The organism is Streptomyces sp. NPDC005151, assembly GCF_053599875.1.
Genome location: NZ_JBSFYR010000022.1, coordinates 19,421 through 45,389 on the forward strand (window position 1 = coordinate 19,421; position 25,969 = coordinate 45,389).

Consider the following 25,969-nt stretch of genomic DNA (forward strand, 5'->3'; position numbering starts at 1 on the left):
GGGACTGCCCGCGGCAAGGACACGCCTACGCCGACATCGGCCGCTGCACCCGGATCGACTGGAGCAGTCCGATGGCCACCCAGACGGCGAACATCGACGACCCTCCGTACGACACGAACGGCAGCGGGAGTCCGGCGACCGGCATGATGCCGAGCGTCATCCCGATGTTCTCGAACGCCTGGAAGGCGAACCAGGCGATGATTCCGGCGGCGACGATCGTGCCGTACAGCTCGGTGGTCTCGCGGGCGATCCGGCAGGCGCGCCACAGGACGACGCCGAGGAGGACGAGGATCAGTCCGGCGCCGAGAAAGCCGAGTTCCTCGCCCGCGACGGTGAAGACGAAGTCGGTCTGCTGCTCGGGAACGAACTGACCGGTGGTCTGGCTGCCCTGGAAGAGGCCGGTGCCGGTGAGTCCGCCGGAGCCGATGGCGATGCGGGCCTGGTTGGTGTTGTAGCCGACGCCCGCCGGGTCGAGCGCCGGGTTGGCGAAGGCGGCGAAGCGGGCGATCTGGTAGTCGTCGAGCAGGCCGAGCTGCCAGACTGCGACGGCTCCGGCCGCGCCGGCGCCGAGGAGTCCGAAGACCCAGCGGTTCGACGCGCCGGAGGCCAGGAGCACGCCGAGCACGATGACGGCCATGACCATCACGGAGCCGAGGTCCGGCATCCCCATGACGATCAACATCGGGAGGAGCGCGAGACCGAGTGCCTTGGCGACGGTCCGGTGGTCGGGGTACAGCTGGTCGCCCGCGTCGACGCGGGCGGCGAGGATCACCGCCATCACCAGGATGATGGTGATCTTGGTGAACTCGGACGGCTGCAGGGAGAAGCCGCCGCCGACGATGATCCAGGCGTGGGCACCGTTGACGGTGGCGCCGAGCGGGGTGAGGACCGCGAGGACCAGGAGCACCGAGAGGCCGTAGAGGACCGGGACGGCGCCGCGCAGGGTGCGGTGGCCGAGCCAGATCGTGCCGACCATCAGGGCGAAGCCGATGCCCGTGTTGAGGGCGTGCCGCAGCAGGAAGTAGTACGGGTCGCCGCGGTTGAGGGAGTCCCGGCCGCGGGTCGCCGAGTAGACCAGGGCCGCGCCGATGAAGGAGAGCGCGACCGCAGAGCCCAGCATCGGCCAGTCGAGCCGGCGCACGACGGAGTCGCGGGCGGTGAGTCTGCCCCAGACGCCGCGGTCGGGGGCGTACCGGGAGACGGAGAAGCCGGCCATCAGTCGCGCCTCCCGAGCACCGCGGCGAGCGTCTGCTCCTCCGGGGTCTTCTGCGAGTTCGGGTCGTAGGGCTTGATCGTCGGGGCGTCGATCGAGCCGTCGTGCTGGATCTTGGGCAGCGACTTCTGCGGGGTGGCCAGCAGCGCCTTCTTGAGGTCCTGCTTGCCGGAGTCGTCGAGTCCGTAGAGCGCGTCATAGATGTTGCGGACGGCGGGCCCGGAGGCGCCGGAGCCCGTACCACCCTGGGAGATCGTCATGACGATCGAGTAGTCCTTGGTGTACGTGGCGAACCAGGAGGTCGTCTGCTTGCCGTAGACCTCGGCCGTGCCCGTCTTGGCGTGCATCGGGATCTTGTCCTGCGGCCAGCCGCCGAATCGCCAGGCGGCGGTACCGCGGGTCGCGACGCCCGCCAGCGCCCCCTCCATCTGCTTCAGGGTCTTGGCGCTGGCCGGCAGCTTGCCGTGCGAATGGGGCTCGATCATGCGGACGTTCTTGCCGTCGGGGCTGACGATCGCCTTGCCGACGGTCGGGTCGTGGAGCGTGCCGCCGTTGCTGATCGCGGCGTAGATGGTCGCCATCTGGATCGGGGTGACGAGGGTGTCGCCCTGGCCGATGGAGTAGTTGATCGCGTCATAGGCGTGCAGCTTCATGCCCTCGAGGCAGTTCTCGTGGGCGAGCACGGTGCCGAAGTCCTTCTTCTTGGGCCATTTCTTGCCCTGTTCGCACCAGGCGTCCTTGTTGGCCTTCCAGAAGTCCTTCTTCCACTGGCGGTCGGGGACCCGGCCGGTGACCTCGTTGGGGAGGTCGATGCCGGTCTCCTTGCCGAGGCCGAACTGGTGGGCGGTCTTGAAGAACCAGTCCTTGGCGTTCTTCTTGGGCTTCAGCCCGCCGTCCTTCTGCCACTGCTGGTGACCGAGGGCGTAGAAGACGGTGTCGCAGGAGACCTCGAGCGCCTGGCCCAGGGTGATCGCGCCGTGGCTCTGCGATTCGAAGTTCTTGTAGACCTGGCCGTCGGCGCTGTACGAGCTGCCGCAGGTGTAGCGGCCGTCGAACGAGTAGCCCGCATTGACGGAGGCCGCGGTCGAGACGACCTTGAAGATCGAGCCCGGTGCGGCCTGGCCCTGGATGGCCCGGTTGAGCAGCGGATAGTTGGACTTCTTGCTGGTCATCCGGGCGTAGTCCTTGCCCGAGATGCCGCCGACCCAGGCGTTGGGGTCGTAGTCGGGGTTGGACACCATCGCGACGACTCGGCCGGTCTTGGCCTCCATGACGACGACGGCGCCCGAGTCGGCCTTGTAGTTCTGGTTGGTGTTCTTGTCGAAGGACTTACGGGCCGTCTTCATGGCCTCGTTGAGCTCGTACTCCGCGACGGCCTGGACCCGGGCGTCGATGGAGGTGACGACGCTCGATCCCGGCTCCGCCCTGTCGTTCTTCGCCTGGCCGATGACCCGGCCGAGGTTGTCGACTTCGTAGCGGGTGACGCCGGCCTTGCCGCGCAACTCCTTGTCGTACGTGCGCTCCAGGCCGGAGCGGCCGACCTGGTCGGAGCGGAGGTACGGCGAGTCGGTGTTCTGGGCCTTGGTGATCTCTTTGTCGGTGACGGGCGAGAGGTAGCCGAGGACCTGGGCGGTGTTGGCCTTGCCGGGCGAGGCGTAGCGGCGTACGGCGGTGGGTTCGGCGGTGATGCCGGGGAAGTCCTCGGCGCGTTCGCGGATCTGCAGGGCCTGCTGGGTGGTTGCCTCGTCGGTGACCGGGATCGGCTGGTACGGCGAGCCGTTCCAGCAGGGCTGCGGGGTCTTCGCGTCGCAGAGCCGGACCTTGTCGAGGATGTCCTTCGGCTTCATGTCGAGCACATCGGCGAGCCGGGTCAGAACGCCCTTGCCGTCGTCGTCCATCTTCAGCAGCTCGGTGCGGCTGGCGGAGACGACGAGGCGGGTTTCGTTATCGGCGAGGGGCACGCCGCGGGCGTCGAGGATGGAGCCGCGGACGGCGGGCTGGACGACCTGCTGGACGTGGTTGCTCTTCGCCTCGTCGGTGTATTCCCGGCCGTTGCGGATCTGGAGGTACCAGAGGCGGCCGCCGAGTGTCAGCAGCAGGGAGAAGACGAGGACTTGGATGACGATGAGCCTGATCTGGACCCGCTGGGTCCGTCCCGTCTCCGGAATGTTGCTCACAGGGCGCCCCCGGTGGTCGGGCCGGGTGTCCGGGGGGTGCCCCCCGGGAGATACAGCCTCACAGTCGCTTGACTCCCTTGATCCGTCCGGCCCGTGCCGACCGTTTGCGGGCGACCTTCACACGCAGTCCGCCGCGCTGGCTGCCGATCCTGAGTCCGGTGCCGGAGGAGAGCCAGCCCGAGGCCACGTCGCCGCCGGAGGGCTCGGAGAGCGGGTCGTTCTCGGTGCGTCTGGCGAGCGCCATGATCAGTGGAACGGTGAACGGCGCGAGAAGCAGATCGTAGACAGCGGCGGTGAACAGCAGGCCGCCGAGGCCGACATGGCGGGCGGCGGTGTCCCCGACGAGCGCGCCGACGAGGGCGTACAGCAGCGTGGATCCGATCGCGGCGGCCACGACCACGGCCATCGGGGCGAACGCGGACTTGAGCCGGCCGTTCTCCGGCCGGGCGAGTCCGGAGAGGTAGCCGATGATGCAGAGGACCATGGCGTAGCGCCCGGCGGCGTGGTCGGCGGGCGGCACCAGGTCGGTGAGGAGCCCCGCGCCGAAGCCGATCAGGGCGCCGGCCACATGTCCGTACACCAGGGAGAGGCCGACGACGACGAGAAGCAGCAGGTCGGGGACGGCGCCGGGGAGTTGGAGGCGCGCGAGTACGGAGACCTGGACGACCAGGGCGATCACGACCAGAGCGGTGGAGAGCAGAGTCCGGTTGAAGCGCATGGGGATCAGCTCTACCTCTGCTCGTTGACCGCGTTGCCGGTGGTTCCGGTGGGGCTGGGACTCCCACTGGGACTGCCGCTCGGGGTCTCGTTGACGTTACCCACGACCTTTCCGTTGGTGTCGACGATGTCACCGTTGGGCGAGATGGTGACGGTGACCGTCGGGGTGGGGGTGGGTTTCGGTTTGGCGGGCTGTTTCGGCAGGACCATGTCGCGCGGGTCCTCGCGCGGTGCCTGGACGACGACGCCGACGATGTCGAGTCGGCTGAAGCCGACGTACGGGCGGACATAGACGGTACGGGTGAGGTCGCCGCCGGACGGGTCGACGCGGACCACCTCGCCGACCGGGACTCCGGGCACGAACGGCTTGTCCCTGCTGGAGCCGAAGGTGACCAGCCGGTCGCCCTTCTTCACCTTGGCCTTGCCGTTGAGGAATTGAACGGAGAGCGGGCGGTCGCCCTGGCCGGTGGCGAAGCCGAGTTCGTCGGTCTTCTCCATCCGGGTGCCGACGGTGAAGTCGGGATCGCTGGCGAGGAGCACCGTCGCGGTGTCCGGGCCGACGGTGGTGACGCGGCCGACGAGTCCGTCGCCGTTGATGACGGTCATGTCGCGCTTGAGGCCGTCGTTGGAGCCCGCGTCGATGGTGACGGTCCAGGAGAAGCCCTGGGCCGCTCCTATGGCGATGACCTCGGCGGCCTTGATGCCGTATTGCCCGGCGGCGGACTTCTTCAGCATCTTGTCGAGTTCGCGCACCCGGTTGCGGTTGCGGTCGTCGCTGCCGAGCTTCGTCTTCAGCGCGGCGTTCTGCTGCTCCAGGGCAGCGATCCGGTTGTGCCGTTCACCGGAGTCGCGGATCGCTCCTATGGCGTTGCCCACCGGGTCGACGGCTGCCGCAACGCCGTTCTCGACCGGCCCGAAGGCCGTTGCGGCGGCCCGCCGGGCGCCGTCCACCGGTGACTCCTCGCCGCCGCGGATGTCCACCGTAATCAGTGCGAATGCGATGGCGATCAGCAGCACCAGGAGCAGCCGGCTCTCTCGTGTGTCCCTCACGTGCGGCGGCCGTGCCTTCCTCGTCGGAATGTTCGTGCCTGTATATCAACGATCCGCCGTACGGGGCGGCAGCGCCCGTACGGCGGACCGCTGTGTTGTCGTTCCCTGTGCTACCTGCGGGGCTGGGCGTCCAGCACCTGCTGGAGCGCCTCGAACTCCTCGACACACTTACCGGATCCGAGTGCCACCGAGTCGAGCGGGTCCTCGGCGATGTGGATCGGCATGCCGGTCTCACGGCGCAGCCGCTCGTCCAGTCCGCGCAGCAGCGCGCCGCCGCCGGTGAGGACGATGCCGCGGTCCATGACGTCGCCGGAGAGCTCCGGCGGGCACTTGTCGAGGGTGGTCTTCACCGCGTCGACGATCGCGTTGACCGGTTCCTCGATGGCCTTGCGGACCTCCGCGGCGGAGACGACGACCGTCTTGGGCAGTCCGGAGACCAGGTCGCGGCCGCGGATCTCGGTGTGCTCGTCCTTGTCCATGTCGTACGCCGAGCCGATCGTGATCTTGATCTGTTCGGCGCTGCGCTCGCCGAGGAGGAGCGAGTACTCCTTCTTGATGTGCTGGATGATCGCGTTGTCCAGCTCGTCACCGGCGACCCGGATCGACTGGGCAGTGACGATTCCGCCGAGCGAGATCACGGCGACCTCGGTGGTGCCGCCACCGATGTCGACCACCATGTTGCCGGTGGCCTCGTGGACCGGCAGCCCGGAGCCGATGGCCGCGGCCATGGGCTCCTCGATGATGTGCACCTGCCGCGCCCCGGCCTGCGTCGACGCCTCGATGACGGCGCGTCGCTCGACGCCGGTGATGCCCGAGGGCACGCAGACGACGACCCGCGGGCGGGCCAGGTAGCGGCGCTTGTGGATCTTCAGGATGAAGTAGCGGAGCATCCGCTCCGTGATCTCGAAGTCGGCGATCACGCCGTCCTTCAGGGGCCGCACGGCAACGATGTTGCCCGGTGTACGCCCGATCATCTTCTTGGCCTCGGAACCGACCGCCAAGATGCCGCCGGTGTTGGTGTTGATGGCCACGACGGACGGCTCGTTCAGAACGATGCCGCGCCCCCTGACGTACACCAGCGTGTTGGCAGTCCCTAGGTCGATAGCCATGTCACGGCCGATGAACGACATTGAGTTCCCCTTGTTCCCCATGAGGATGCGTCGGGCCTTCCCAAGAAGCAGTTATGGCTTGTTTTGGTAGGCGAGGTGAGCGCTGTGGGCGTGGAAGATTCCATCGTAGTGCCGTATTCACGGACACCGCGCGAGGGTCCTTCGCCATTGTGGGCGGAACGGGTGGCCGTTCCACTTATGGTGACGTTACGTCGGAGGGATGCGTTCCCGCGATCGGGGACCCTATGCCGAAGGGCGACCGAATTACTTCGGTCGCCCCGGCTCATGAGCGCTGTTTGGCTGATCCGAGGTCAGGAAAGTCCCGGAAAGAACAGCTTCAGTTCTCGCTCTGCGGACTCCTCGGAGTCCGAGGCGTGGATGAGGTTCTCGCGGGTGATCGTGCCGAAGTCGCCACGGATGGAGCCGGGCGCGGCGGCGATCGGGTCGGTCGGGCCGGCCAGGGCACGGACGCCCTCGATGACCCGCTCGCCCTCGGCGACCAGGACGACGACGGGGCCGGACTGCATGAACTCGACGAGCGGCTCGTAGAACGGGCGGCCGACGTGCTCGGCGTAGTGCTGCTCCAGGGTCGCACGGTCGAGCGTGCGCAGCTCCAGCGCGGTGACCTGCCAGCCGGCCTTGCGCTCGATCCGGCCGACGATCTCGCCGATCAGCCCACGCCTGACAGCGTCGGGCTTGAGAAGGACGAGGGTGCGCTGAGTCATGTGCGGCTCCTTGAGGGCATGCGGGTGCGGTGAGGCGAGGCTACAGGGGCACGGAGACGGGCCGGCGGCCGGGTTTGCCCGCCGTGCCCGGCTTCAGGTTTCAGCCGCCGGCCGGGGCTTCGGTCGCCGCCTGCGCCGCCCAGCGTGCCTTCGCCTCGTCGATCTTGCGACCGTAGTGCACCGAGGCCCACCACAGTCCGCCGAAGGCCAGCCCCAGGATGAACATCATCGGGACGACGAACCCGCTGGCGACCAGTGCCACCTGCAGCGCCCAGCCGAGCGCTGTGCCGCCGGGGCGGGTGATCATCCCGCAGAGCAGGACGGAGAGCAGCATGCCGATGCCGCAGACCGTCCAGACGGTGGTGTTCGACAGGTCGTCGGACTTCATCGCGACGAGTCCGGCGAAACCGATCACGAAGAATTCGCCGATCAGCGTCGACGCGCAGAGCGTACGCACAGGGGTCAGTGCCTTCCCAGAAGTAGTCGGGCCTCGCCGACTGTGATCACGGAGCCGGTCACCAGGACGCCGGCGCCCGCGTACTCGTCCTCCTCCTCGGCGAGGGTGATCGCCGCCTCCAGCGCGTCGTCGAGGCGCGGCTCGACCTGGACGCGGTCGCCGCCGAAGACCTCGACCGCGACGGCGGCCAGCTCGTCGGCGTCCATCGCGCGGCCGCTGGAGTTCTGGGTGACGACGACCTCGGCGAAGATCGGCTCGAAGGCTTCGAGGAGCCCCCGGACGTCCTTGTCGCCGCTCGCGCCGACCACGCCGATCAGCCGGGAGAAGCCGAACGCCTCGGACAGCCCGTCGGCGGTGGCGCGGGCGCCCGCCGGGTTGTGGGCCGCGTCCAGGACGACGGGCGGGCTGCTCCGGACGACTTCGAGGCGGCCCGGCGAGCGGACCGAGGCGAAGGCCCGGCGGATCGTGTCGATGTCGAGCGAGCCGGACTGCTCGGCGCCGATACCGAAGAACGCCTCGACCGCGGCGAGCGCCACCGCCGCGTTGTGCGCCTGGTGGGCGCCGTACAGCGGGAGGAAGACCTCCTCGTACTCGCCCCCGAGGCCACGCAGCGTCAGAAGCTGGCCGCCGACCGCGATCTCGCGGGAGACGACGCCGAACTCCATGCCCTCGCGAGCGACCGTGGCGTCGACCTCGACGGCCTTCTTCAGCATGACCTGCGCGGCGTCGACCGGCTGCTGGGCCAGGATGACGGTGGCGTCCTGCTTGATGATCCCGGACTTCTCACCGGCGATCTCGGCGGGTGTGGAGCCGAGCCGGTCGGTGTGGTCCAGCGAGATGGGGGTGACGACGGCGACCGAGGAGTCGATCACGTTCGTCGCGTCCCAGCTGCCGCCCATGCCGACCTCGACGACCGCGACATCGACCGGCGCGTCGGCGAAGGCCGCGTACGCCATGCCGGTCAGCACCTCGAAGAAGGAGAGCCGGTAGGGCTGCTGGGCGTCGACCATCTCGACGTACGGCTTGATGTCGTTGTACGTCTCGATGAACCGCTCCGGGTCCATCGGCGAACCGTCCAGGCTGATCCGCTCGGTGATCGACTGGACGTGCGGCGAGGTGTAGCGGCCGGTGCGCAGCTCGAAGGCGCCGAGCAGGGCCTCGATCATGCGGGCGGTGCTGGTCTTGCCGTTGGTGCCGGTGATGTGGATCGACGGGTACGCGTGCTGCGGCTCGCCGAGCACGTCCATCAGCGCGGCGATCCGCGACACGGACGGTTCGAGCTTCGTCTCGCCCCAGCGGCCGGCGAGCTCCTGCTCCACCGCGCGCAGCGCCTTGTCCACCTCCGGGTCGGCGGGTCGGGCGGGGACCTCGTCACCCGGGACCGGTCCCGAGGCCGTGCGCAGGGTGCGGCTGCCGGCCTCGATCACCGCCAGGTCGGGGTCGCGTTGGGTCGCTTCGTCGACGATCTCCGCGAAGGTGTCGTCGGACTCGGACGCGTCGTGCCGGTCTGAAGGGCGGGGCTCACTCACGGGTCCCAGTCTACGGATCGGGACGGACATCCGGCGCGGGGCCCGGCAACGGTCCCGAATCGCCCGCCGGGCCGCTGTCGGCAGGGGGCACATGGTGCTCCCTGCCCTCTGAGAGCCTGTCGGGTGACCTTCGATCGGAAAGCGGACGCGGTCTGGTGCGTGCGATTCCAAGGCGCCGGAAGGCCCTCGGATGAGGTCTCCCCTGCTCGAACGAAGCTGAGAGCTTGGGGAAGGAGCTACTAGTGCCGTGACCGGCAATGTTTGCCCCATGAGGAGCGTCGTCCAGTGCGTGCGATCGCAAGGCGGCCGGAAGTCCTTGTAGCGGAGCTACCAGGGCTTTTGGCCAACGCGGCGAGCGGGCGTGCTGGGCGGCGCGACGGGGCAAAGCTTGCCGGGAGGGGCACTAGGGCATTTTGGCAACGCGGGAAGCGTGCGTGCCAGGGCGTGGCCGCCCGATCAGAGGTCACCCGACAGGCTCTGAGCCCGACTGCGGCGCCCGAGCGGTGCGCGCCCCGGAGTCCGGGCGGACGACTGCCCTGCACCGGACACGCCGGACGAGCCGTACGAGCCGCTGCTACGGGTCCGGCTGCGGCGCGGGCGCCGGAACGGGTACGGCGAAGCCCCCGTGTCCCCGGTCGGTCAGGGACACGGGGGCTTCGCCCTCAGATCATCAGCTCTGCGGCAGGTTCGCCAGCTGAGCGGTGATCCGCGCGATGTCCGCGTCGGCCTTGGCGAGCCGGGTACGGATCTTGTCGACCACGTTGTCCGGCGCCTTGGCCAGGAACGCCTCGTTGCCGAGCTTGGCGTTGGCCTGGGCCTTCTCCTTCTCGGCGGCGCCCAGGTCCTTCGTCAGGCGCTTGCGCTCGGCCTCCACGTCGATGGTGCCGGACAGGTCGAGGGCGACGGTGGCGCCCGCGACCGGCAGCGACGCGGTGGCGTGGAAGCCGTCACCGGCGGGCTGCAGGCGCAGCAGCTGGCGGATGGCCGCCTCGTGCGGGGCGAGCGCCGTGCCGGTCAGGGTGAGCTCGGCCGGGACCTTCTGGCCGGGCTGGAGACCCTGGTCGGAGCGGAACCGGCGGACCTCGGTGACGACCTGCTGGACGAGCTCGATCTCCCGCTCGGCCGCGTCGTCGCGGAAGCCGGAGTCCTTCGGCCAGTCGGCGATGACGAGGGACTCGCGGCCGGTCAGCGTGGTCCAGAGCGTCTCGGTGACGAACGGGACGACCGGGTGCAGGAGCCGCAGCATCACGTCGAGGACCTCGCCGAGGACCCGGCCGGAGACCTTCGCCTGGTCGCCGCCCGCGAAGAATGTGGTCTTCGACAGCTCGACGTACCAGTCGAAGACCTCGTCCCACGCGAAGTGGAAGAGCGCCTCACTGAGCTTGGAGAACTGGAAGTCGTCGTAGAACGCGTCGACTTCGGCGACGGTCTTGTTGAGCTTCGACAGGATCCAGCGGTCCGTCGCGGACATCTGCGACGGGTCGGGCAGCTCGCCCTCGATCGTGGCACCGTTCATCAGCGCGAAGCGCGTCGCGTTCCAGATCTTGTTGGCGAAGTTGCGGGAGCCCTGGACCCAGTCCTCGCCGATCGGGACGTCGACGCCCGGGTTGGCACCGCGCGCCAGGGTGAACCGCAGGGCGTCCGAGCCGTACTTGTCCATCCAGTCGAGCGGGTTGACGACGTTGCCGAACGACTTCGACATCTTCTTGCCGAACTCGTCGCGGACCATGCCGTGCAGAACGATGGTCTCGAACGGCGGGGTGCCGTCGTTGACGTACAGGCCGAACATCATCATCCGGGCGACCCAGAAGAAGAGGATGTCGTAGCCGGTGACGAGGACGGAGTTCGGGTAGAACTTCGCGAGGCTGTCGGTCTGCTCCGGCCAGCCGAGCGTGGAGAACGGCCAGAGGCCGGAGGAGAACCAGGTGTCCAGGACGTCGCTGTCCTGCGTCCAGCCCTCGCCCGTGGGGGCCTCGTCGTCCGGTCCGACGCAGACGACCTCGCCGTTCGGGCCGTACCAGACGGGGATGCGGTGACCCCACCAGAGCTGGCGCGAGATCGTCCAGTCGTGGAGGTTGTCGACCCAGTCGAAGTACCGCTTCTCCATCTCCTGCGGGTGGATCTTGACCTTGCCGTCGCGGACGGCGTCACCGGCCGCCTTGGCGAGCGGGGCGACCTTGACCCACCACTGGAGGGAGAGCCGGGGCTCGATAGTGGTCTTGCAGCGTGAGCAGTGGCCGACGGAGTGGAGGTACGGACGCTTCTCGGCGACGATCCGGCCCTCGGCGCGCAGCGCGCCGACGATGGCGGAGCGGGCCTCCAGGCGGTCGAGCCCCTCGAAGGGGCCGGGGACCGTGATGACGGCGCGCTCGTCCATGACCGTGAGGAACGGCAGGTCGTGGCGCTTGCCGATCTCGAAGTCGTTCGGGTCGTGCGCGGGCGTCACCTTGACGGCGCCCGTGCCGAACTCCGGGTCGACGTGGTGGTCGGCGACGACGGGGATCGTACGGTCGGTGAGCGGCAGGTTGATGCGCGTGCCGACGAGGTGCTTGTAGCGCTCGTCGTCGGGGTGGACGGCGACGGCGGTGTCACCGAGCATCGTCTCGGCGCGGGTGGTGGCGACGACGATGGTCGCGTCACCGTCGCCGTACTTCATGGAGACGAGCTCGCCGTCGTCGTCCTGGTACTCGACCTCGATGTCGGAGATCGCGGTCAGACACCGGGGGCACCAGTTGATGATGCGTTCGGCGCGGTAGATCAGCCCGTCGTCGTACATCTTCTTGAAGACGGTCTGGACGGCGGTGGAGAGACCCTCGTCCATGGTGAAGCGCTCACGGGACCAGGCGACGCCCTCGCCGAGGCGGCGCATCTGCCCGGAGATCTGGCCGCCGGACTCGTTCTTCCACTGCCAGACGCGCTCGACGAAGGCCTCACGGCCCAGGTCGTGGCGGGACTTGCCCTCCTTGCCGAGCTCGCGCTCGACGACATTCTGGGTGGCGATGCCGGCGTGGTCCATGCCCGGCTGGTACAGCGCCTCGAAGCCCTGCATGCGCTTGCGCCGGACAAGGGCGTCGATCAGCGTGTGCTCGAAGGCGTGCCCCAGGTGCAGGCTGCCCGTGACGTTCGGCGGCGGGATGACGATGGAGTAGGGCGGCTTCTCGCTGTGCTCGTCGGCTTCGAAGTAACCACGTTCTACCCAGCGCTCATACAGCTTCCCCTCTACCTCGGCCGGTGCGTACTGGGTCGGCAGTTCGGGGTTGCTGGCTGGCGTCTGCTGAGTGTTCTCGGTCACGGGGGACAGTTTAGGGCCGTCACAGTCGTGCACTGAAACCGGTTTGTCGAGTAACGGTGTGACTCCCGTTGCTCCATGCGGGTGGACCTTCCGTCAGGATGTTCGGAACGCATAAGCATGACGAACAGGGGACACCGCAGATGAGCTACAACCAGCCGGGCCCGTACGGCGGCCAGCCTCCGCAGGGCCAGCCCGGACCGTACGGCGGCCAGCCTCCGCAGGGCCAGCCCGGACCGTACGGCGGCCAGCCTCCGCAGGGCCAGCCCGGACCGTACGACCAGCAGCCAGGCCCGTACGGCGGCCAGCCGCCGCAGGGCGGCCAGCCGGGTTACGGGTACCCGCAGCAGGCCCCCCAGGGTGTTCCGCAGCAGCCCCAGCCGGGCTACGGCTACCCGCAGGCCCAGCAGCCGGGCCCGTACGGCCAGCAGCCCCAGGCCCCGTACGGTCAGGCGCCGTACGGTGGCCAGATGCCGATGCCTCCGGCCCCTCCGAAGAAGAAGACCGGCCTGATCATCGGCGGCGTCGTGGTGGCGCTGGCGGTCATCGCGGGCGGGGCGTACTTCCTGACGTCGGGCGGGGGCGGCAGCTCGGTCGCCGACGACGGCAAGACGTACAAGCTGACGACGCCGGAGACTGTGCTCGGGGGCACGTACAAGAAGGCGCCCAGCGAGGACAAGATGTCCGCCTCCGACCTCAAGGAGTTCGATGGGTACGGGGTGACCAACCCCAAGGATGCCCAGGGCAGTTACACCTCAGGGGACGCAACCGCCCAGAAGATGCTGTCGTTCAGTGGTGTCTACGGTGACATCAACGACCCCGAGAAGGTCGTCGACGCCATGTTCGCCAAAATGAAGTCGGAGGCCGCCAAGGACAAGAAGTCCGAAGGCGAACTGGTCGGCAGCCCGAAGACCTACACCCCGGCCGGGTTCGAGAACGGCATCCTGAAGTGTCAGGAAAACAAGGTCTCGGGCGAGTCCGGATCGGCCAAGACCATGTCCGTGCCCATCTGCGTCTGGGGCGACCACAGCACCGTTGCCGTAGTCCTCGACATGGACATGGCCGCCATGATGACCGGCAAGAGCGTGCCGGTGGAGGACGCCGCCAACAACGCGGCCAAGCTCCGCAACGACGTCCGCGTCGAGGTCAAGTAGCACGCACGGAACGACAAAAGGGGCGCCCGACCAGTTCACCTGGCCGGGCGCCCCTTCGTGTACGTCGTGCTACCGCAACCGCTACGCGGACTTCTCGTGGCGGCCGCCGTCGTTCTTGCCGATCGTCCGCGGCTCGCGCGGGACCAGCGTCGGGTTGACGTTGTTGCGGACCACGTCCGCCGTGATGACGACGCGGGCCACGTCCTTGCGGGACGGCACCTCGTACATCACGGACTGGAGGACCTCTTCCATGATGGCGCGCAGACCGCGCGCGCCGGTGCCGCGCAGGATCGCCTGGTCGGCGATGGCCTCCAGCGCCGGGCGGTCGAAGTCCAGCTCCACACCGTCGAGTTCGAAGAGGCGCTGATACTGCTTCACCAGCGCGTTGCGCGGCTCGACGAGGATCTGCAGCAGCGCCTCGCGGTCCAGGTTGTGGACCGAAGTCAGCACGGGGAGGCGACCGATGAACTCGGGGATCATCCCGAACTTCACCAGGTCCTCCGGCATGACCTCCTGGAACTGGTCGCTCGCCTCGATCTCGCGCTTGGAACGGATCGTCGCGCCGAAGCCGATGCCCTTGGCGCCCGCCCGCGATTCGATGATCCGCTCCAGACCGGAGAAGGCACCGCCCACGATGAACAGCACGTTCGTCGTGTCGATCTGGATGAACTCCTGGTGCGGGTGCTTCCGGCCGCCCTGCGGCGGTACGGAGGCGGTGGTGCCCTCCAGGATCTTCAGCAGCGCCTGCTGGACGCCCTCGCCGGAGACATCGCGAGTGATCGACGGGTTCTCGCTCTTGCGGGCGACCTTGTCGATCTCGTCGATGTAGATGATCCCGGTCTCGGCCTTCTTGACGTCGTAGTCCGCGGCCTGGATCAGCTTCAGCAGGATGTTCTCGACGTCCTCGCCGACATAGCCGGCCTCCGTCAGCGCCGTCGCGTCGGCGATGGCGAACGGAACGTTGAGCATGCGGGCCAGCGTCTGCGCGAGGAGCGTCTTGCCGGAGCCCGTGGGGCCCAGCAGCAGGATGTTGGACTTGGCCAGCTCGATGGCGTCGTCCCGGCCCTGCGCGCCGCCGTTCTCGCCCGCCTGGACCCGCTTGTAGTGGTTGTACACAGCGACCGAGAGGGCCTTCTTCGCGGGTTCCTGACCCACGACGTACCCCTCGAGGAACTCGTAGATCTCGCGCGGCTTGGGGAGTTCCTCCCACCGCACCTCGGAGGTCTCCGCGAGCTCCTCCTCGATGATCTCGTTGCAGAGATCGATGCACTCGTCGCAGATGTACACACCGGGTCCCGCGATGAGCTTCTTCACCTGCTTCTGGCTCTTTCCGCAGAACGAGCACTTGAGCAGGTCGCCGCCATCACCGATGCGTGCCACGAGGTGCTTCCCCTTCGCCTGGGAGCAGCTTGGTTCAGCGGCTCCTGGTGCCTCTATCCGACGGTACCTTGCCTTGCCCCCTGTTCGGGCCCCCCTTGGCGCGGTTCACACGGCCGAGACCGTGTGAACCCGCCGTGCCAAGGGGTGAAGGCCGAGGTCAGGCGAGCGCTCCGGCCCCGGTCTTGCGGGTTGAGACGATCTGGTCGACGAGACCGTAGGCGAGGGCGTCCTCGGCGGTCAGGATCTTGTCGCGCTCGATGTCGTCGCGGATCTTGTCGATCGGCGTGGTGGAGTGCTTGGCCAGCATCTCCTCCAGCTGGGTGCGCATCCGCAGGATCTCGTTGGCTGCGATCTCCAGGTCGGAGAGCTGCTCGCGGCCGGTCTGCGAGGACGGCTGGTGGATCAGCACACGGGCGTTGGGGAGCGCCATGCGCTTGCCGGGCGTGCCGGCAGCGAGCAGGACCGCGGCGGCGGAGGCCGCCTGGCCCATGCAGACCGTCTGGATGTCCGGCTTCACGAACTGCATCGTGTCGTAGATCGCGGTGAGCGCGGTGAACGAGCCGCCGGGGCTGTTGATGTAGATCGAGATGTCACGGTCCGGGTCCATCGACTCCAGGCACAGCAGCTGCGCCATGACGTCGTTGGCGGACGCGTCGTCGATCTGCACGCCGAGGAAGATCACGCGCTCCTCGAAGAGCTTCGCGTACGGGTCGTACTCCCGCACACCCTGCGAGGTGCGCTCCACGAAGCGCGGAACGATGTAGCGGTTGTCCACCTGCGGGCCGGTGTAGAGGCCGCTGGCGGAGGCGCCGGGGAGGCCGGGGTAGTTGCTCATGTCGGTGTTCACCATCCTGGTGGCGTTCTGAGGGCTGTGGGCTGTGGGCTGGGCGGGCAGAGGGGCTCAGGCCCCGGTGCCGCCGCCGCCCGGAACGCCCGATGCGGCGGAGATGATCTCGTCGATCAGCCCGTACTCCACGGCCTCCTCCGCCGTGTACCAGCGGTCGCGGTCGCCGTCGCGGATGATCGTCTCCACGGTCTGGCCGGAGTGACGGGCGGTGATCTCCGCCATCCGCTGCTTCGTACGGAGCAGGTACTGCGCCTGGATCTTGATGTCCGAGGCGGTACCGCCGAGGCCAGCCGAACCCTGGTGCATGAGGATGTCGGTGTTCGGGAGCGCGAAGCGCTTGCCCGCAGTGCCACCGGTCAGCAGGAACTGGCCCATCGAGGCCGCCATGCCCATACCGATGGTGACCACGTCGTTCGGGATGTACTGCATGGTGTCGTAGACCGCCATGCCTGCCGTCACCGAGCCGCCGGGGCTGTTGATGTAGAGGTAGATGTCCTTGTCGGGTTCGGCGGCAAGGAGAAGCAGCTGCGCCGTGATCCTGTTGGCGATGTCATCGTCGACCTGCTGACCGAGGAAGATGATGCGCTCGCCGAGCAGTCGGCTGTAGACCTGGTCGCCGAGGCCACCACCGAGGGACGTCTCTCCGGCGGCGTAAGGCATCAGATTCGTCACGTATCCACCTGCTCGTCTCTGACGGCTCCGGCCGTCTCAGCGTCTTCGTACCGGGCGGGCGGGGACTCCCCTGCCCTTCCTATTCATGGACCCTAACGCGCAGGTAGGACAACGCCATCCCGCTTCCGCAACTGTTCGCTGGGAGCGCAAGCTCGGCAGTGCGCACAAGGGTTCTGCGGCACCGGGCGGGGAGCTCGGGGCCGGCTGCGAGGGACTCTGCCACGAGACGACGACGGGCCCCGGACGCTGAGCGTCCGGAGCCCGTCGCACGGGTTCAGCGCGAGGCTCAGGCCTCGTTCTTCTCCTCGGCAGCGGCCTCGGCGGTGCCCTCGGCGGCCTCGACCGTGTCGATGGCCTCCTCGAGCTCCTCCTCGTCCTCCAGCTCGACGACCTCACCGTTGGTGTCGATGACCTTGGCGGCCTCGACGACCACAGCCAGCGCCTTGCCGCGGGCGACCTCGCCGACGAGCATCGGCACCTGGCCGCCCTCGACGACGGCCTGGGCGAACTGGTCGGGGCTCATGCCGGAGGAAGCGGCGCGCCGCATGAGGTGCTCGGTGAGCTCCTCCTGGTTGACGTTCAGCTTCTCCTTGTTGACGAGCTCGTCAAGGATGAACTGGGTCTTGATGCCCTTGATGGCCTGCTCGGAGGTCTCGGCGTCGAACTCCTCGACCGTCTTGCCCTGGATCTCCAGGTACTTCTCCAGGGTCAGACCCATCTGGCCGAGCTGGTGGTGCTCCAGGTTGTGCTTGCGGGTCTGGACCTCGTCCGCGAGCAGCTTCTCGGGGATCGGGACCTCGGCGAGCTTCAGCAGCTCCTCGAGGACGCGCTCCTGGGCCTGGGTGGCCTGGTCGTACTGCTTGGTGTTCTCCAGGCGCGTACGGCTGTCCGCCTTGAGCTCGTCGAGCGTGTCGAACTCGCTCGCCATCTGGGCGAACTCGTCGTCCAGCTCCGGGAGCTCACGGGCGGCGACCGCGGTGACCTTGACGGTGACCTCGGCCTCCTTGCCCTCGGCCGAGCCGCCCTTCAGCTCGGAGGCGAAGGTGGCCTCGCCACCCGCCTCCAGGCCCGTGACAGCAGCGTCGATGCCGTCGAGGAGCTCGCCGGAACCGATGGTGTACGAGACACCCTCGGCCACGCCGTCCTCCAGGACCTCGCCGTCGACCTTGGCCTGCAGGTCGATCGTGACGACGTCGCCCTCGGCGGCGGCGCGCTCGACCGGGTTGGTGGAGGCGAAGCGCTCGCGGAGCTGCTCCACGGCCTTCTCGACCTCTTCGTCGGTGACCTCGAGGGCGTCCACGGTGACCTCGATGCCGGAGTAGTCCGGGATCTCGATCGCGGGGCGCACGTCGACCTCGGCGGTGAAGGCCAGCAGCTCGCCGTCCTTCAGCTCGGTGATGTCGACCTCGGGCTGGCCCAGGACGTTGAGCTCACCCTCGTTGACAGCCTCGGTGTAGAACTTCGGGAGGGCGTCGTTGACGGCCTCCTCCAGCACAGCACCGCGGCCGAACCGCTGGTCGATGACCCGGTTGGGGATCTTGCCCTTACGGAAGCCCTTCACCGTGACCTGCTGGTTGATCTTCTTGTACGCCGCGTCGAGGCTGTCCTTGAGCTCCTCGAAGGGCACCTCGATACTGAGCCGAACCCGAGTCGGGTTCAGGGTCTCCACGGCGCTCTTCACGGTTCGGTCTCCTTGGTGGCTGACTTCTTGGGGTTCTGCTCGGCCACCGGACAGCGGCTCCGCGGATCGAGCCCGGTACATCAGACACACGGGCACGCATTTTGCATAGTAACGGCAAGGGGGATGACTCCCACAATGCGATCTTGCTGGTGGTCGGGGTGGCCGGATTCGAACCGACGACCTTCCGCTCCCAAAGCGGACGCGCTACCAAGCTGCGCCACACCCCGTCGGTGCGACACGAAGGGTACATGCCGACAGGCGGTGCACAGACCGCTTTTCGGGGCGGCGCGGAACGCGGCACCCCGTGCCGCGACCATGTGTGCGCAGACCGTCCGCGACCCGCTACGATGCTCTTCGTGCCGCGGTCCTCGTGACCTGCGGTGCGGTGCTTGCGGGCGTAGCTCAATGGTAGAGCCCTAGTCTTCCAAACTAGCTACGCGGGTTCGATTCCCGTCGCCCGCTCCATGCCACTCAGGGCCAGGTCGGAGGACATCCTCCGACCTGGCCCTGATGCGTTCGGCGACCCGCCCCACGGGCCGGCCGACGGTGCGTCAGAAGGAGATGTTGCTGACCGTCTCCGCTATCGAGTTCATGAACCTTTGGATCGACGGCGCCATGCCGGTCGATGCCAGGAAGAAGCCGAAGAGCACCGCGACGACCGCGGGTCCGGCCTTGATGGAGCCGCTGCGGATCAGGACCACCAGGATGATCGCCAACATCAGCACCACAGACAGTGAAATGGCCACGACTGATCACACCCTTGGTCGGTCCGCCTTGCCGGCCCGGAGGCGCGCATCCCGGCACTCCTCCGTTACGTCCATCGTGCCATCAACTCCCCCATGGTTGCTGCCAGGTGACGCATCACACTGTCCGGATCTCGCCAACCTCACGCCCCGCGTGCGCGAGGGGCGCACCACCCTTCCGGCACGTCTGCCGACGCCCCGCCGGAACCGTCCCGGGGCAGCACAGGGGCCGTTCGGAGCTCGGATCAAATGGCGTGCGGCCATGATGATTTCCATATCCACACACATCATCCACATATATTCCGTCGACCTTGATGCGATGAAATTCACTCCCTCCAACTGCCTGACGATATGCACTATTTAAGGCGGATCAATCAGGCCATAGCGGGCATTTTTCGGTGGTTTCACTTTCGAATGGGCGAGAACACGCGATATCCGATGGCCGTTTTACGAATTGCATTCGAGACGCCTAAGGTGCTTTAGATGTTCCACGCTCCGCACGTATTTCAGAGGGACCCGATCTCCCCGGCGACGCGGGAGTCGGAGCCCAGACCGGACGGAGGCAGGACCACCACCGCGACAGCCCCCGCACCGGTGGCGAACAAGCCTCCTGCGGCCGAGCCCGCGAAGCGGCGCGACGCCTACTTCGACAACGTCAAATACCTGGCGATCGTGCTGGTCGCCGTGGCGCACTCATGGGAACCCGTGATGGACGGGAGCCGGACCACCCGTGCGCTGTACATGGTTGCGTACACCTTTCACATGCCGGCCTTCATCATCGTCTCCGGCTATTTCTCCCGCTCGTTCGATCTGAGCGCCAAGAAGGTAAAACGCCTGGTCACCGGTGTCGCCGTGCCCTATGTGGTGTTCGAGACGGCGTACTCGCTCTTCCAGCGGTACGCGGACGACTCGCCGGACCATCCGATCAGCCTGCTCGACCCCTGGTATCTCACCTGGTTCCTGTGTTCGCTGTTCATCTGGCGGATCACCACGCCCCTGTGGCAGGCGCTGCGCCATCCGCTGCCCGTCGCGCTCGTCATCGCCGTACTCGCCTCGTTCTCCCCCACGATCGGCGATGCTCTCGATCTCCAGCGGGTCCTGCAGTTCCTGCCGTTCTTCGTGCTGGGTCTCCAACTGAAGCCCGAACACTTCCAGTTGGTGCGCCGACGTGAGGTGCGACTGCTGGCGCTGCCGCTGTTCGCGGCGGCCATCGTGTTCGCGTACTGGGCGGCGCCGCGGATGCAGCTGGGCTGGTTCTACCGCAGCAACAGCGCGCCGGAGATGGGCGCTCCGTGGTGGTCGGGTGCGGTGATGACGCTGGCGATGTTCGGCTGTGCGCTGCTGCTCACCGTCGGATTCCTGGCCTGGGTGCCGCGCCGCCACATGTGGTTCACGGTGCTGGGCGCCGGAACGATCTGCGGCTATCTGCTGCACGGGTTCCTGATCAAGGGCGTCGGCTATGCCGGGGTGTTCGACCGGTACGCGTGGCTCTCCGAACCGGGCGGCCTGGTCCTCGTCTCCCTGCTCGCGGCTGCCGCGGTGACGCTGATGTGTACGCCACCCGTACGGCGGGTGCTGCGTTTCGCGACCGAACCGGACATGCGCTGGGCATTCCGGCGGGACGCCGCCAGGCTCTGAGTGGATCAGACCGACCAGCAATTGGGGGGCGGCGTCACGGGGCTGGGGCACGCACCCCCCCATTGCCGGTCGGTCTCAGTCGCCCGCGGTGTTGGCCGGATCCGGCCGGTCCGCGGGCGGTTCGCCGGGAATGAGCCCGAGCAGCGCGCGTACCTGCGCATATTTCGCGGTCAGCCGGGTACGCGTCGCCGGGTCCAGTACCGCGAGGCGGTCCGGATCGGCGTTGTGCGCGAGGTCGGACTCCTTGATCAGCAGGGCGCCCGGGGTGGCGAGGATGCGCCGGGTGTACGAGGCGAGGTCCTCGCCGTCCCGTTTGGTGACGGCGAGGACCATGTCCTTGACCTGTTGCGGCAGGGCCGCGCGGGCCAGCCACTCCTGGGACAGCACCTCGTCCTCGACGGCGTCGTGCAGCCAGGCCGCGGCGATCTGTTCGTCGCTGCCGCCCCTGATCCGTACACCCTCCGCGACGGCGTGGAGGTGTTCGCCGTAGGGACGTCCCGCCTTGTCCGTCTGTGAACGGTGGGCCATGCGGGCGATTGCCTCGACTTCGGCCAGGTTCAGGTTCCTGCGCGGCGTGGTCATGGTCCGACCCTACGGACGGGCGGCCGTTCCTCGCAGGGCCGCACGAGCCGGGACCGTTGTGGCGGCGAGGCCGAGCCCGACGGTCGCGGCGACGAACGATCCGTACAACACCGGCGGGATGTAAGGCGGTTCGCCCGTCAGCCCCTTCATCATCGGGACCAGCGTGGCCAGCGCGATGGCAGTGCCGAGCGCGGCTCCGGCAACCGTGACGAGCAGCGCCTCCCAGCGGATCATGCCCATGACCTGGCGGCGGGTGGAGCCGACGAGGCGGAGCATGGTCAGTTCGCGGCGGCGGTCGAGGACGGTCATCACCAGGGTGTTGACGGCGGCGACGGCGGCGAATCCGCCGAGGACCGCGGCCATGGTGGTGTTGGCCCAGGCGCTGATCTCCCGCTCCTTGTCCTGCGCGGTGGCATAGCTGGAGGGGTCGGTGACGGTGCCGAGTGCGGTGAGCTTCTGTGCGGCGGCAGGGGTGGCCCGTACCAGGATGTCGGAGGCGTACGGCGAGGTCATATGGGTCTTCAGGTCGGCTGCGGGCAGTGTGACGAGACTGGTGCCGAGGCCACGTCCGTAGATCGCGACGACCTTCGGGGACGCCTTGGTGCCGTCCGGCATCCGCAGGGCGAGCCGGTCGCCCGGGCTCAGATCCACCGAGTCGGCAAGCGTGGTGTCGATGGCGACGGTTCCGGGCCGCAGACCGGTGAGGGATCCGGTCCTGACGTCGAGGTCCTGGACCTTGGCGAGGTCTCCGCCGGAGCCGATCACGCCCTGTGCGGAGGCGCTCTGCAGCATGGGGTCGGCACCCGGTCCGCTGGGCACCAGGACCGCGCCGCGAAGCAGCCCGACGGCGGTGGAGACGCCGGTCGTGGCGGCGGCCCGTTCGGTCGCGTCGGAGGTGAGTCCCGCCGGCGCGGAGACGATGTGGTCGGCGATGACGGCGTCGCGCTGCTGGTGTGCGGTCACCCGCTCCTGGCTGGTGTGCATGAAGACGAGTGTCGACGAGAAGGCCATGGCGAGCACGATCGGGGTGATCGCGGAGGCCAGTCGACGGGAGTTGGTAAGGGAGTTGGCGGCGGCCAGCGAGCCCGGCGCGCCGGCGGCACGCAGCGGGAACCCGATGACGGCGGCGCAGATCCGGGCGATCACCGGGCCGAGCAGTCCGACCGCGAGCATGAAGAGCATGACGACGCCGGTGGCTGCGTTCGCCGCGTCGCCGCCGGACGTGGAGGCGGCGACTCCCGCGAAGACTCCGCCGCCGATGAGGGCCGCGATGCCGAGCGGGGTACGGATCCAGCCGAACGGGGCGCGCTCCACGGCCGTCTGGGCGAGGGCGAGTCCCGGCTTCATCTTGGCGGGACGTCGCGCGGCGAGGTAGCCGACGCTCAGCGCGGTCACCATGGTGGCGGCAGCGGTGACGGTCAGGGGCAGCCAGGAGATATGCAGTGCCACGGCCTCGGGGATGGCTCCCCTGTCCTGGAGCTGCCCGAACCACCAGCGGGCCAGGGCGATTCCGGGCAGGCAGCCGAGCGCTCCGGCGAGCGGGGCGACGAGCAGGGATTCGGTGGCGACGGTGCGGCGCAGCTGGCGCGGGGTGGCACCGACGGCACGGAGCAGGGCGAACTCGCGGCTGCGCTGGCCCACGGAGAGGGCGACCGTACCGGCGGCGGTGAAGACGGCGACCATGGCGGCGACGCCGCCGAAGGAAGCGCCGAGGCCGATGAGGAGTTCCTTGGCGCCCGCGAGAGCCGAGTTCTCGACGGCGCCCCGGTCGTCGCCGGTGTGGATCTTGGCTGCGGCAGTATGGCCGACGGCCTTGTGCACCTGGTCGGCGAGGGTGTCGTCGGGGGTGCCGCGGTCGGCGAGCACGGCGATGGCGTCGACCCGGCCGGGGTGGCCGGAGAGCTGTACGGCCTGCCGGTCGGCGAACCAGACGGTGGCGTCGGTGGCGGTGGTGCCCGATACCCGGAACTCCGCTACACCTGCGGGCGTGTCGAGGGCGATGTTCTCGCCGACCCGGCCCTTGGTGCCGGTGGGGACGACGACTTCACCGGCCTTGGGCGCGTCGCCGGTGAGCAGCCGCGTATCGGTGAGGGCGGTGGAGCCCCAGCCGTGTGCGGTGAGGAGGGTGTTGTCCTGCCGTACGGAGTAGGTGACGTCCCCGATCGCGGCTGCCGCGCCGGGGGCCGAAGCGGCCTTCGCCACCAGGGATTCGGGCAGTCGTGCGGTGTCCGGTACGAGCACGTCGGAGTTTTCCTCGGCGTCGCCACTGCCGACCGTCATATGGATCTTCTGGTCGGCGGCGACCACCACGGGTGCCTTCGCGTAGCGGTCCGCGGGGACGGAGGCGCGCAGGCCGGTCTCCAGGAGGATGCCGCAGGCGGAGACGATCGCCGCGGCCATCAGGAGCGCGACGAAGGTCCCCACGAACGAGGAGGGCTTGAAGCGGACAGCCGCGCGGGCGAGGCCGTTCGGGACGTGCGGGGTGAACATCAGGCTGCTGCTCCTGCATAGGCGGAGGCGTGGGCGGTCAGTGCGGTCATCCGCGCGGCGATCTGTGCGGCGCCGGCGCGCGGCAGGCTGTCCGCGATCGCGCCGTCGGCGAGGAAAAGCACCTGGTCGGCGTAGGCGGCGGCCGCCGGGTCGTGGGTGACCATGACGACGGTGGCGCCGAGACTGTCCACTGCGTGCCGGAGCAGGGCGAGGATCTCGGCGGCGGTGGTGGTGTCCAGCGCGCCGGTCGGTTCGTCGGCGAAGACCACATCGGGGCGGGTGACCAGGGCGCGGGCGACGGCGACGCGCTGCTGCTGGCCGCCGGAGAGCTGGCCGGGGCGGCGCGCTCCCTTGTCGCCGAGGCCGACCTGGGTGAGCATCTCGGTTGCTGCACGGCGGCTGCGGGCGGAGCCGGTGCGCTCCCCCGCGAGCCTCATCGGCAGGACGACGTTCTGCTCGACGGTCAGCGACGGGAGCAGGTTGAACGCCTGGAAGACGAAGCCGAGGCGGGTACGGCGCAGCTCGGTGAGCTTGTTCTCGCTCATGCCGGTGATCTCGGTGCCGCCGAGACGTACGGAGCCCTCGGTGGGGCGGTCGAGTCCGGCCGCGCACTGCAGGAAGGTCGACTTTCCGGAGCCGGAGGGGCCCATGACGGCAGTGAAACTGGCGCGCGGGAGGGCGAGGTCGATGCCCCTCAGGGCGTGGACGGCGGAGCCGCCGCGGCCGTACTGCCTGCGGACGCCTCGCAGTTCTACGGCGAGGTCCGAGGGGCCGGGCCCCTGGTGGATGTCCGCCGTGTACTGCCTGTCCTGCGCGCCCTGCTTGGTGCGTCGCAGCCCCATGGTGTCCGCCTTTCGTTGCTCGCCGACCGGTTGTCGGGCCGGTACATCAAACGTACGGATCACGAGCGGGTCCGGACCATGACGGCTGCTGGCGGATCGGGGGTGGGGCAAACCCCAGGGTGCTACCGGGGGTGGGCAGACCTCAGAGCCTGTCGGGTGACCTTCGATCGGAAAGCGGACGCGCTCTGGTGCGTGCGATTCCAAGGCGCCGGAAGGCCCTCGGATGGGGTCTCCCCTGCTCGAACGAAGCTGAGAGCTTGGGAAAGGAGCTACTAGGGCGTTTCGGCAACGCGGGAAGCGTGCGTGCCAGACCGCGTCCGCCCGATCAGAGGTCACCCGACAGGCTCTCAAGGTGCTACCTGGCCGGCCCGGGTCCTGCCGGGGTCCTGAGCGGGGCAGGCGCTCTCCGGGTACGGGCCGCCGCGTCCCGCGCCCGGAGAGCGACCGTGCCCACGTTCCGGTGACGGGCCGACTTCCCTTGACGGAAGCCCGGTTCAGGACGGTTACATACGGTTCAGGGGCGGCGGGACAGGAGCAGCAGTGCCCGGTCGTCGTTGACGTCCTTCGCGCACGCCTCGATCAGATGCCAGGCCGCGCCCTCGAAGCCGCTGACGACATAGCGGTCCGCCTCGCCGGTCAGCCGGTCGATACCGTCCGCGATGTCCCGGTCGGACGCCTCCACCAGTCCGTCCGTGAACAGCATCAGGACGTCACCAGGGGCCAGCGAGCCCTTCACCGCGTCGAACTGCGCCCCGTCGTACACCCCGAGCAGCGGGCCCTCCGCGGTCATCTCCTCCCAGTGGCCGCTTCCCGCGTGCAGCTGCAGGGCGGGCGGGTGGCCCGCGGAGAGGAGTTCGTAGTCACCCGATTCGAGGTCCAGCACCAGGTGGATCGAGGTGGCGAAGCCCTCGTCCCAGTTCTGGCGAAGCAGATAGCCGTTGGCCGCGGGCAGGAAGCCGTGCGGCGGCAGTGAGCCGAGGAGACCGCCGAAGGCACCGGACAGCAGCAGGGCGCGGGAGCCCGCGTCCATGCCCTTGCCCGACACATCGGTGAGGACGACCTCCAGGGTGCGGCCGCCGTTGGTGCGGGCCGCGACGACGAAGTCGCCGGAGAACGACTGGCCGCCCGCCGGGCGCAGCGCCATCTCCCGGTGCCAGCCCTGCGGCAGGCGTGGCAGGGCGCTCTGCACCCGGATGCGTTCGCGCAGGTCGAAGAGCATGGTGCCGCCGCGTCGCCAGGGGACTCCGACCCTGGCCCGGAACTGGGCGAGGATCAGGCCGAAGAAGCCGCAGGCCGCGACCACCAGGATGGTGCCCGGGGTGACCCGGGCCGGCCCCTGTCCGTACGGGCCGAGCGCGATGGACTCCACGATCAGCGCCGCGGCAGCGGTCGCGTACAGCCCCAGCAGACTGGCCGGCCGCAGCAGCAGACCGCCCGCGACGATCGGCAGCACGAGAGCGGCCGGGGCGCACCACACCGCGTTCAGCAGCGTGCCGCAGGTGATCGCCGGGATGGTGAGCAGCAGTCCGGCCAGAGCGATCCAGTCGGAGCCGTCGCCGCGGAAGTAGTCGACCCCGGATTTGCGCAGCGCGATGCGTGCCCGGTGCGCCGATTTCCGCAATCGGGCCGGGTACGAGTCTGCTCTTGCGCGACGGGCCATTGCGGGGACCTTAT

The 25,969-nt window shown here is 68.7% G+C and carries 20 protein-coding genes and 2 tRNA genes; 3 read left to right on the forward strand and 19 right to left on the reverse strand.

What is annotated here, in order from left to right:
• Positions 1 to 25 precede the first annotated feature (25 nt).
• From rodA to ACWD6R_RS14740, 9 genes are all read right to left on the reverse strand, one after another.
• Entirely contained in the window at positions 26 to 1,216 is a 1,191-nt protein-coding gene (gene rodA / locus ACWD6R_RS14700) for a rod shape-determining protein RodA (RefSeq protein ID WP_451819018.1), read from the reverse strand.
• Positions 1,216 to 3,390, reverse strand: a complete 2,175-nt coding sequence (gene mrdA / locus ACWD6R_RS14705; protein WP_451819019.1) for a penicillin-binding protein 2 — start codon at positions 3,388 to 3,390, stop codon at positions 1,216 to 1,218. Before mrdA ends, rodA begins: the two co-directional genes overlap by 1 nt.
• 58 nt (positions 3,391 to 3,448) lie before the next feature.
• Positions 3,449 to 4,108: a rod shape-determining protein MreD gene (mreD, locus tag ACWD6R_RS14710; protein ID WP_451819020.1), complete on the reverse strand. Its 660-nt coding sequence runs from the start codon at positions 4,106 to 4,108 to the stop codon at positions 3,449 to 3,451.
• An 11-nt stretch (positions 4,109 to 4,119) separates the two neighbouring features.
• The gene (gene mreC / locus ACWD6R_RS14715; RefSeq protein ID WP_451819021.1) at positions 4,120 to 5,157 is read right to left on the reverse strand and encodes a rod shape-determining protein MreC; all 1,038 of its coding nucleotides are present in this window, start codon (positions 5,155 to 5,157) and stop codon (positions 4,120 to 4,122) included.
• A 110-nt stretch (positions 5,158 to 5,267) separates the two neighbouring features.
• Positions 5,268 to 6,287, reverse strand: coding sequence for a rod shape-determining protein (locus ACWD6R_RS14720; protein WP_114244480.1), 1,020 nt, complete (start codon positions 6,285 to 6,287; stop codon positions 5,268 to 5,270).
• Between the two features lie 290 nt (positions 6,288 to 6,577).
• Positions 6,578 to 6,991, reverse strand: a complete 414-nt coding sequence (ndk, locus tag ACWD6R_RS14725) for a nucleoside-diphosphate kinase (RefSeq protein WP_037698740.1) — start codon at positions 6,989 to 6,991, stop codon at positions 6,578 to 6,580.
• Between the two features lie 100 nt (positions 6,992 to 7,091).
• Complete coding sequence (locus ACWD6R_RS14730; RefSeq protein WP_406419402.1) at positions 7,092 to 7,448, reverse strand: DUF4233 domain-containing protein; 357 nt, start codon at positions 7,446 to 7,448, stop codon at positions 7,092 to 7,094.
• A 5-nt stretch (positions 7,449 to 7,453) separates the two neighbouring features.
• A complete protein-coding gene (folC, locus tag ACWD6R_RS14735; protein ID WP_451819022.1) occupies positions 7,454 to 8,977 on the reverse strand; it encodes a bifunctional tetrahydrofolate synthase/dihydrofolate synthase in 1,524 nt (507 codons plus the stop codon).
• 670 nt (positions 8,978 to 9,647) lie between these two features.
• A complete protein-coding gene (locus tag ACWD6R_RS14740; protein ID WP_451819023.1) occupies positions 9,648 to 12,269 on the reverse strand; it encodes a valine--tRNA ligase in 2,622 nt (873 codons plus the stop codon).
• Positions 12,270 to 12,409: 140 nt separating this feature from the next.
• Between ACWD6R_RS14740 and ACWD6R_RS14745 the strand changes: the two genes are divergently transcribed.
• Complete coding sequence (locus ACWD6R_RS14745; protein ID WP_451819024.1) at positions 12,410 to 13,420, forward strand: hypothetical protein; 1,011 nt, start codon at positions 12,410 to 12,412, stop codon at positions 13,418 to 13,420.
• Positions 13,421 to 13,501: 81 nt separating this feature from the next.
• Here the strand turns inward: ACWD6R_RS14745 and clpX are convergent, their stop codons facing one another.
• The 5 genes from clpX to ACWD6R_RS14770 form a co-directional block, all read right to left on the reverse strand.
• A complete protein-coding gene (clpX, locus tag ACWD6R_RS14750) occupies positions 13,502 to 14,800 on the reverse strand; it encodes an ATP-dependent Clp protease ATP-binding subunit ClpX (protein ID WP_451819025.1) in 1,299 nt (432 codons plus the stop codon).
• Between the two features lie 157 nt (positions 14,801 to 14,957).
• A complete protein-coding gene (locus ACWD6R_RS14755; RefSeq protein WP_451819026.1) occupies positions 14,958 to 15,650 on the reverse strand; it encodes an ATP-dependent Clp protease proteolytic subunit in 693 nt (230 codons plus the stop codon).
• A 51-nt stretch (positions 15,651 to 15,701) separates the two neighbouring features.
• Positions 15,702 to 16,307, reverse strand: coding sequence for an ATP-dependent Clp protease proteolytic subunit (locus ACWD6R_RS14760; protein WP_451819075.1), 606 nt, complete (start codon positions 16,305 to 16,307; stop codon positions 15,702 to 15,704).
• A 298-nt stretch (positions 16,308 to 16,605) separates the two neighbouring features.
• Positions 16,606 to 18,000 carry a trigger factor gene (gene tig, locus ACWD6R_RS14765; protein WP_451819027.1) on the reverse strand — a complete coding sequence of 465 codons (1,395 nt, stop codon included), beginning with the start codon at positions 17,998 to 18,000 and terminating at the stop codon, positions 16,606 to 16,608.
• Positions 18,001 to 18,150: 150 nt separating this feature from the next.
• Positions 18,151 to 18,227 (reverse strand) — tRNA-Pro (locus ACWD6R_RS14770).
• 164 nt (positions 18,228 to 18,391) lie between these two features.
• Between ACWD6R_RS14770 and ACWD6R_RS14775 the strand changes: the two genes are divergently transcribed.
• A tRNA-Gly gene (locus ACWD6R_RS14775) sits at positions 18,392 to 18,465 on the forward strand.
• 86 nt (positions 18,466 to 18,551) lie between these two features.
• On the opposite strand, the gene ACWD6R_RS14780 is transcribed toward ACWD6R_RS14775, so the two are convergent.
• Positions 18,552 to 18,746, reverse strand: coding sequence for a hypothetical protein (locus ACWD6R_RS14780; RefSeq protein WP_451819028.1), 195 nt, complete (start codon positions 18,744 to 18,746; stop codon positions 18,552 to 18,554).
• A gap of 480 nt (positions 18,747 to 19,226) precedes the next feature.
• On the opposite strand from ACWD6R_RS14780, the gene ACWD6R_RS14785 reads away from it, so the two are divergent.
• A complete protein-coding gene (locus tag ACWD6R_RS14785) occupies positions 19,227 to 20,381 on the forward strand; it encodes an acyltransferase family protein (RefSeq protein ID WP_451819029.1) in 1,155 nt (384 codons plus the stop codon).
• Positions 20,382 to 20,456: 75 nt separating this feature from the next.
• Here the strand turns inward: ACWD6R_RS14785 and ACWD6R_RS14790 are convergent, their stop codons facing one another.
• From ACWD6R_RS14790 to ACWD6R_RS14805, 4 genes are all read right to left on the reverse strand, one after another.
• Entirely contained in the window at positions 20,457 to 20,963 is a 507-nt protein-coding gene (locus ACWD6R_RS14790; protein WP_451819030.1) for an HD domain-containing protein, read from the reverse strand.
• Positions 20,964 to 20,972: 9 nt separating this feature from the next.
• Positions 20,973 to 23,453 (reverse strand): FtsX-like permease family protein, encoded by a 2,481-nt coding sequence (locus ACWD6R_RS14795; protein ID WP_451819031.1) that lies wholly within the window; start codon positions 23,451 to 23,453, stop codon positions 20,973 to 20,975.
• Positions 23,453 to 24,295, reverse strand: a complete 843-nt coding sequence (locus tag ACWD6R_RS14800; protein ID WP_451819032.1) for an ABC transporter ATP-binding protein — start codon at positions 24,293 to 24,295, stop codon at positions 23,453 to 23,455. Before ACWD6R_RS14800 ends, ACWD6R_RS14795 begins: the two co-directional genes overlap by 1 nt.
• A gap of 514 nt (positions 24,296 to 24,809) precedes the next feature.
• The gene (locus ACWD6R_RS14805; protein ID WP_451819033.1) at positions 24,810 to 25,955 is read right to left on the reverse strand and encodes a PP2C family protein-serine/threonine phosphatase; all 1,146 of its coding nucleotides are present in this window, start codon (positions 25,953 to 25,955) and stop codon (positions 24,810 to 24,812) included.
• Between the last annotated feature and the right edge of the window lie 14 nt (positions 25,956 to 25,969).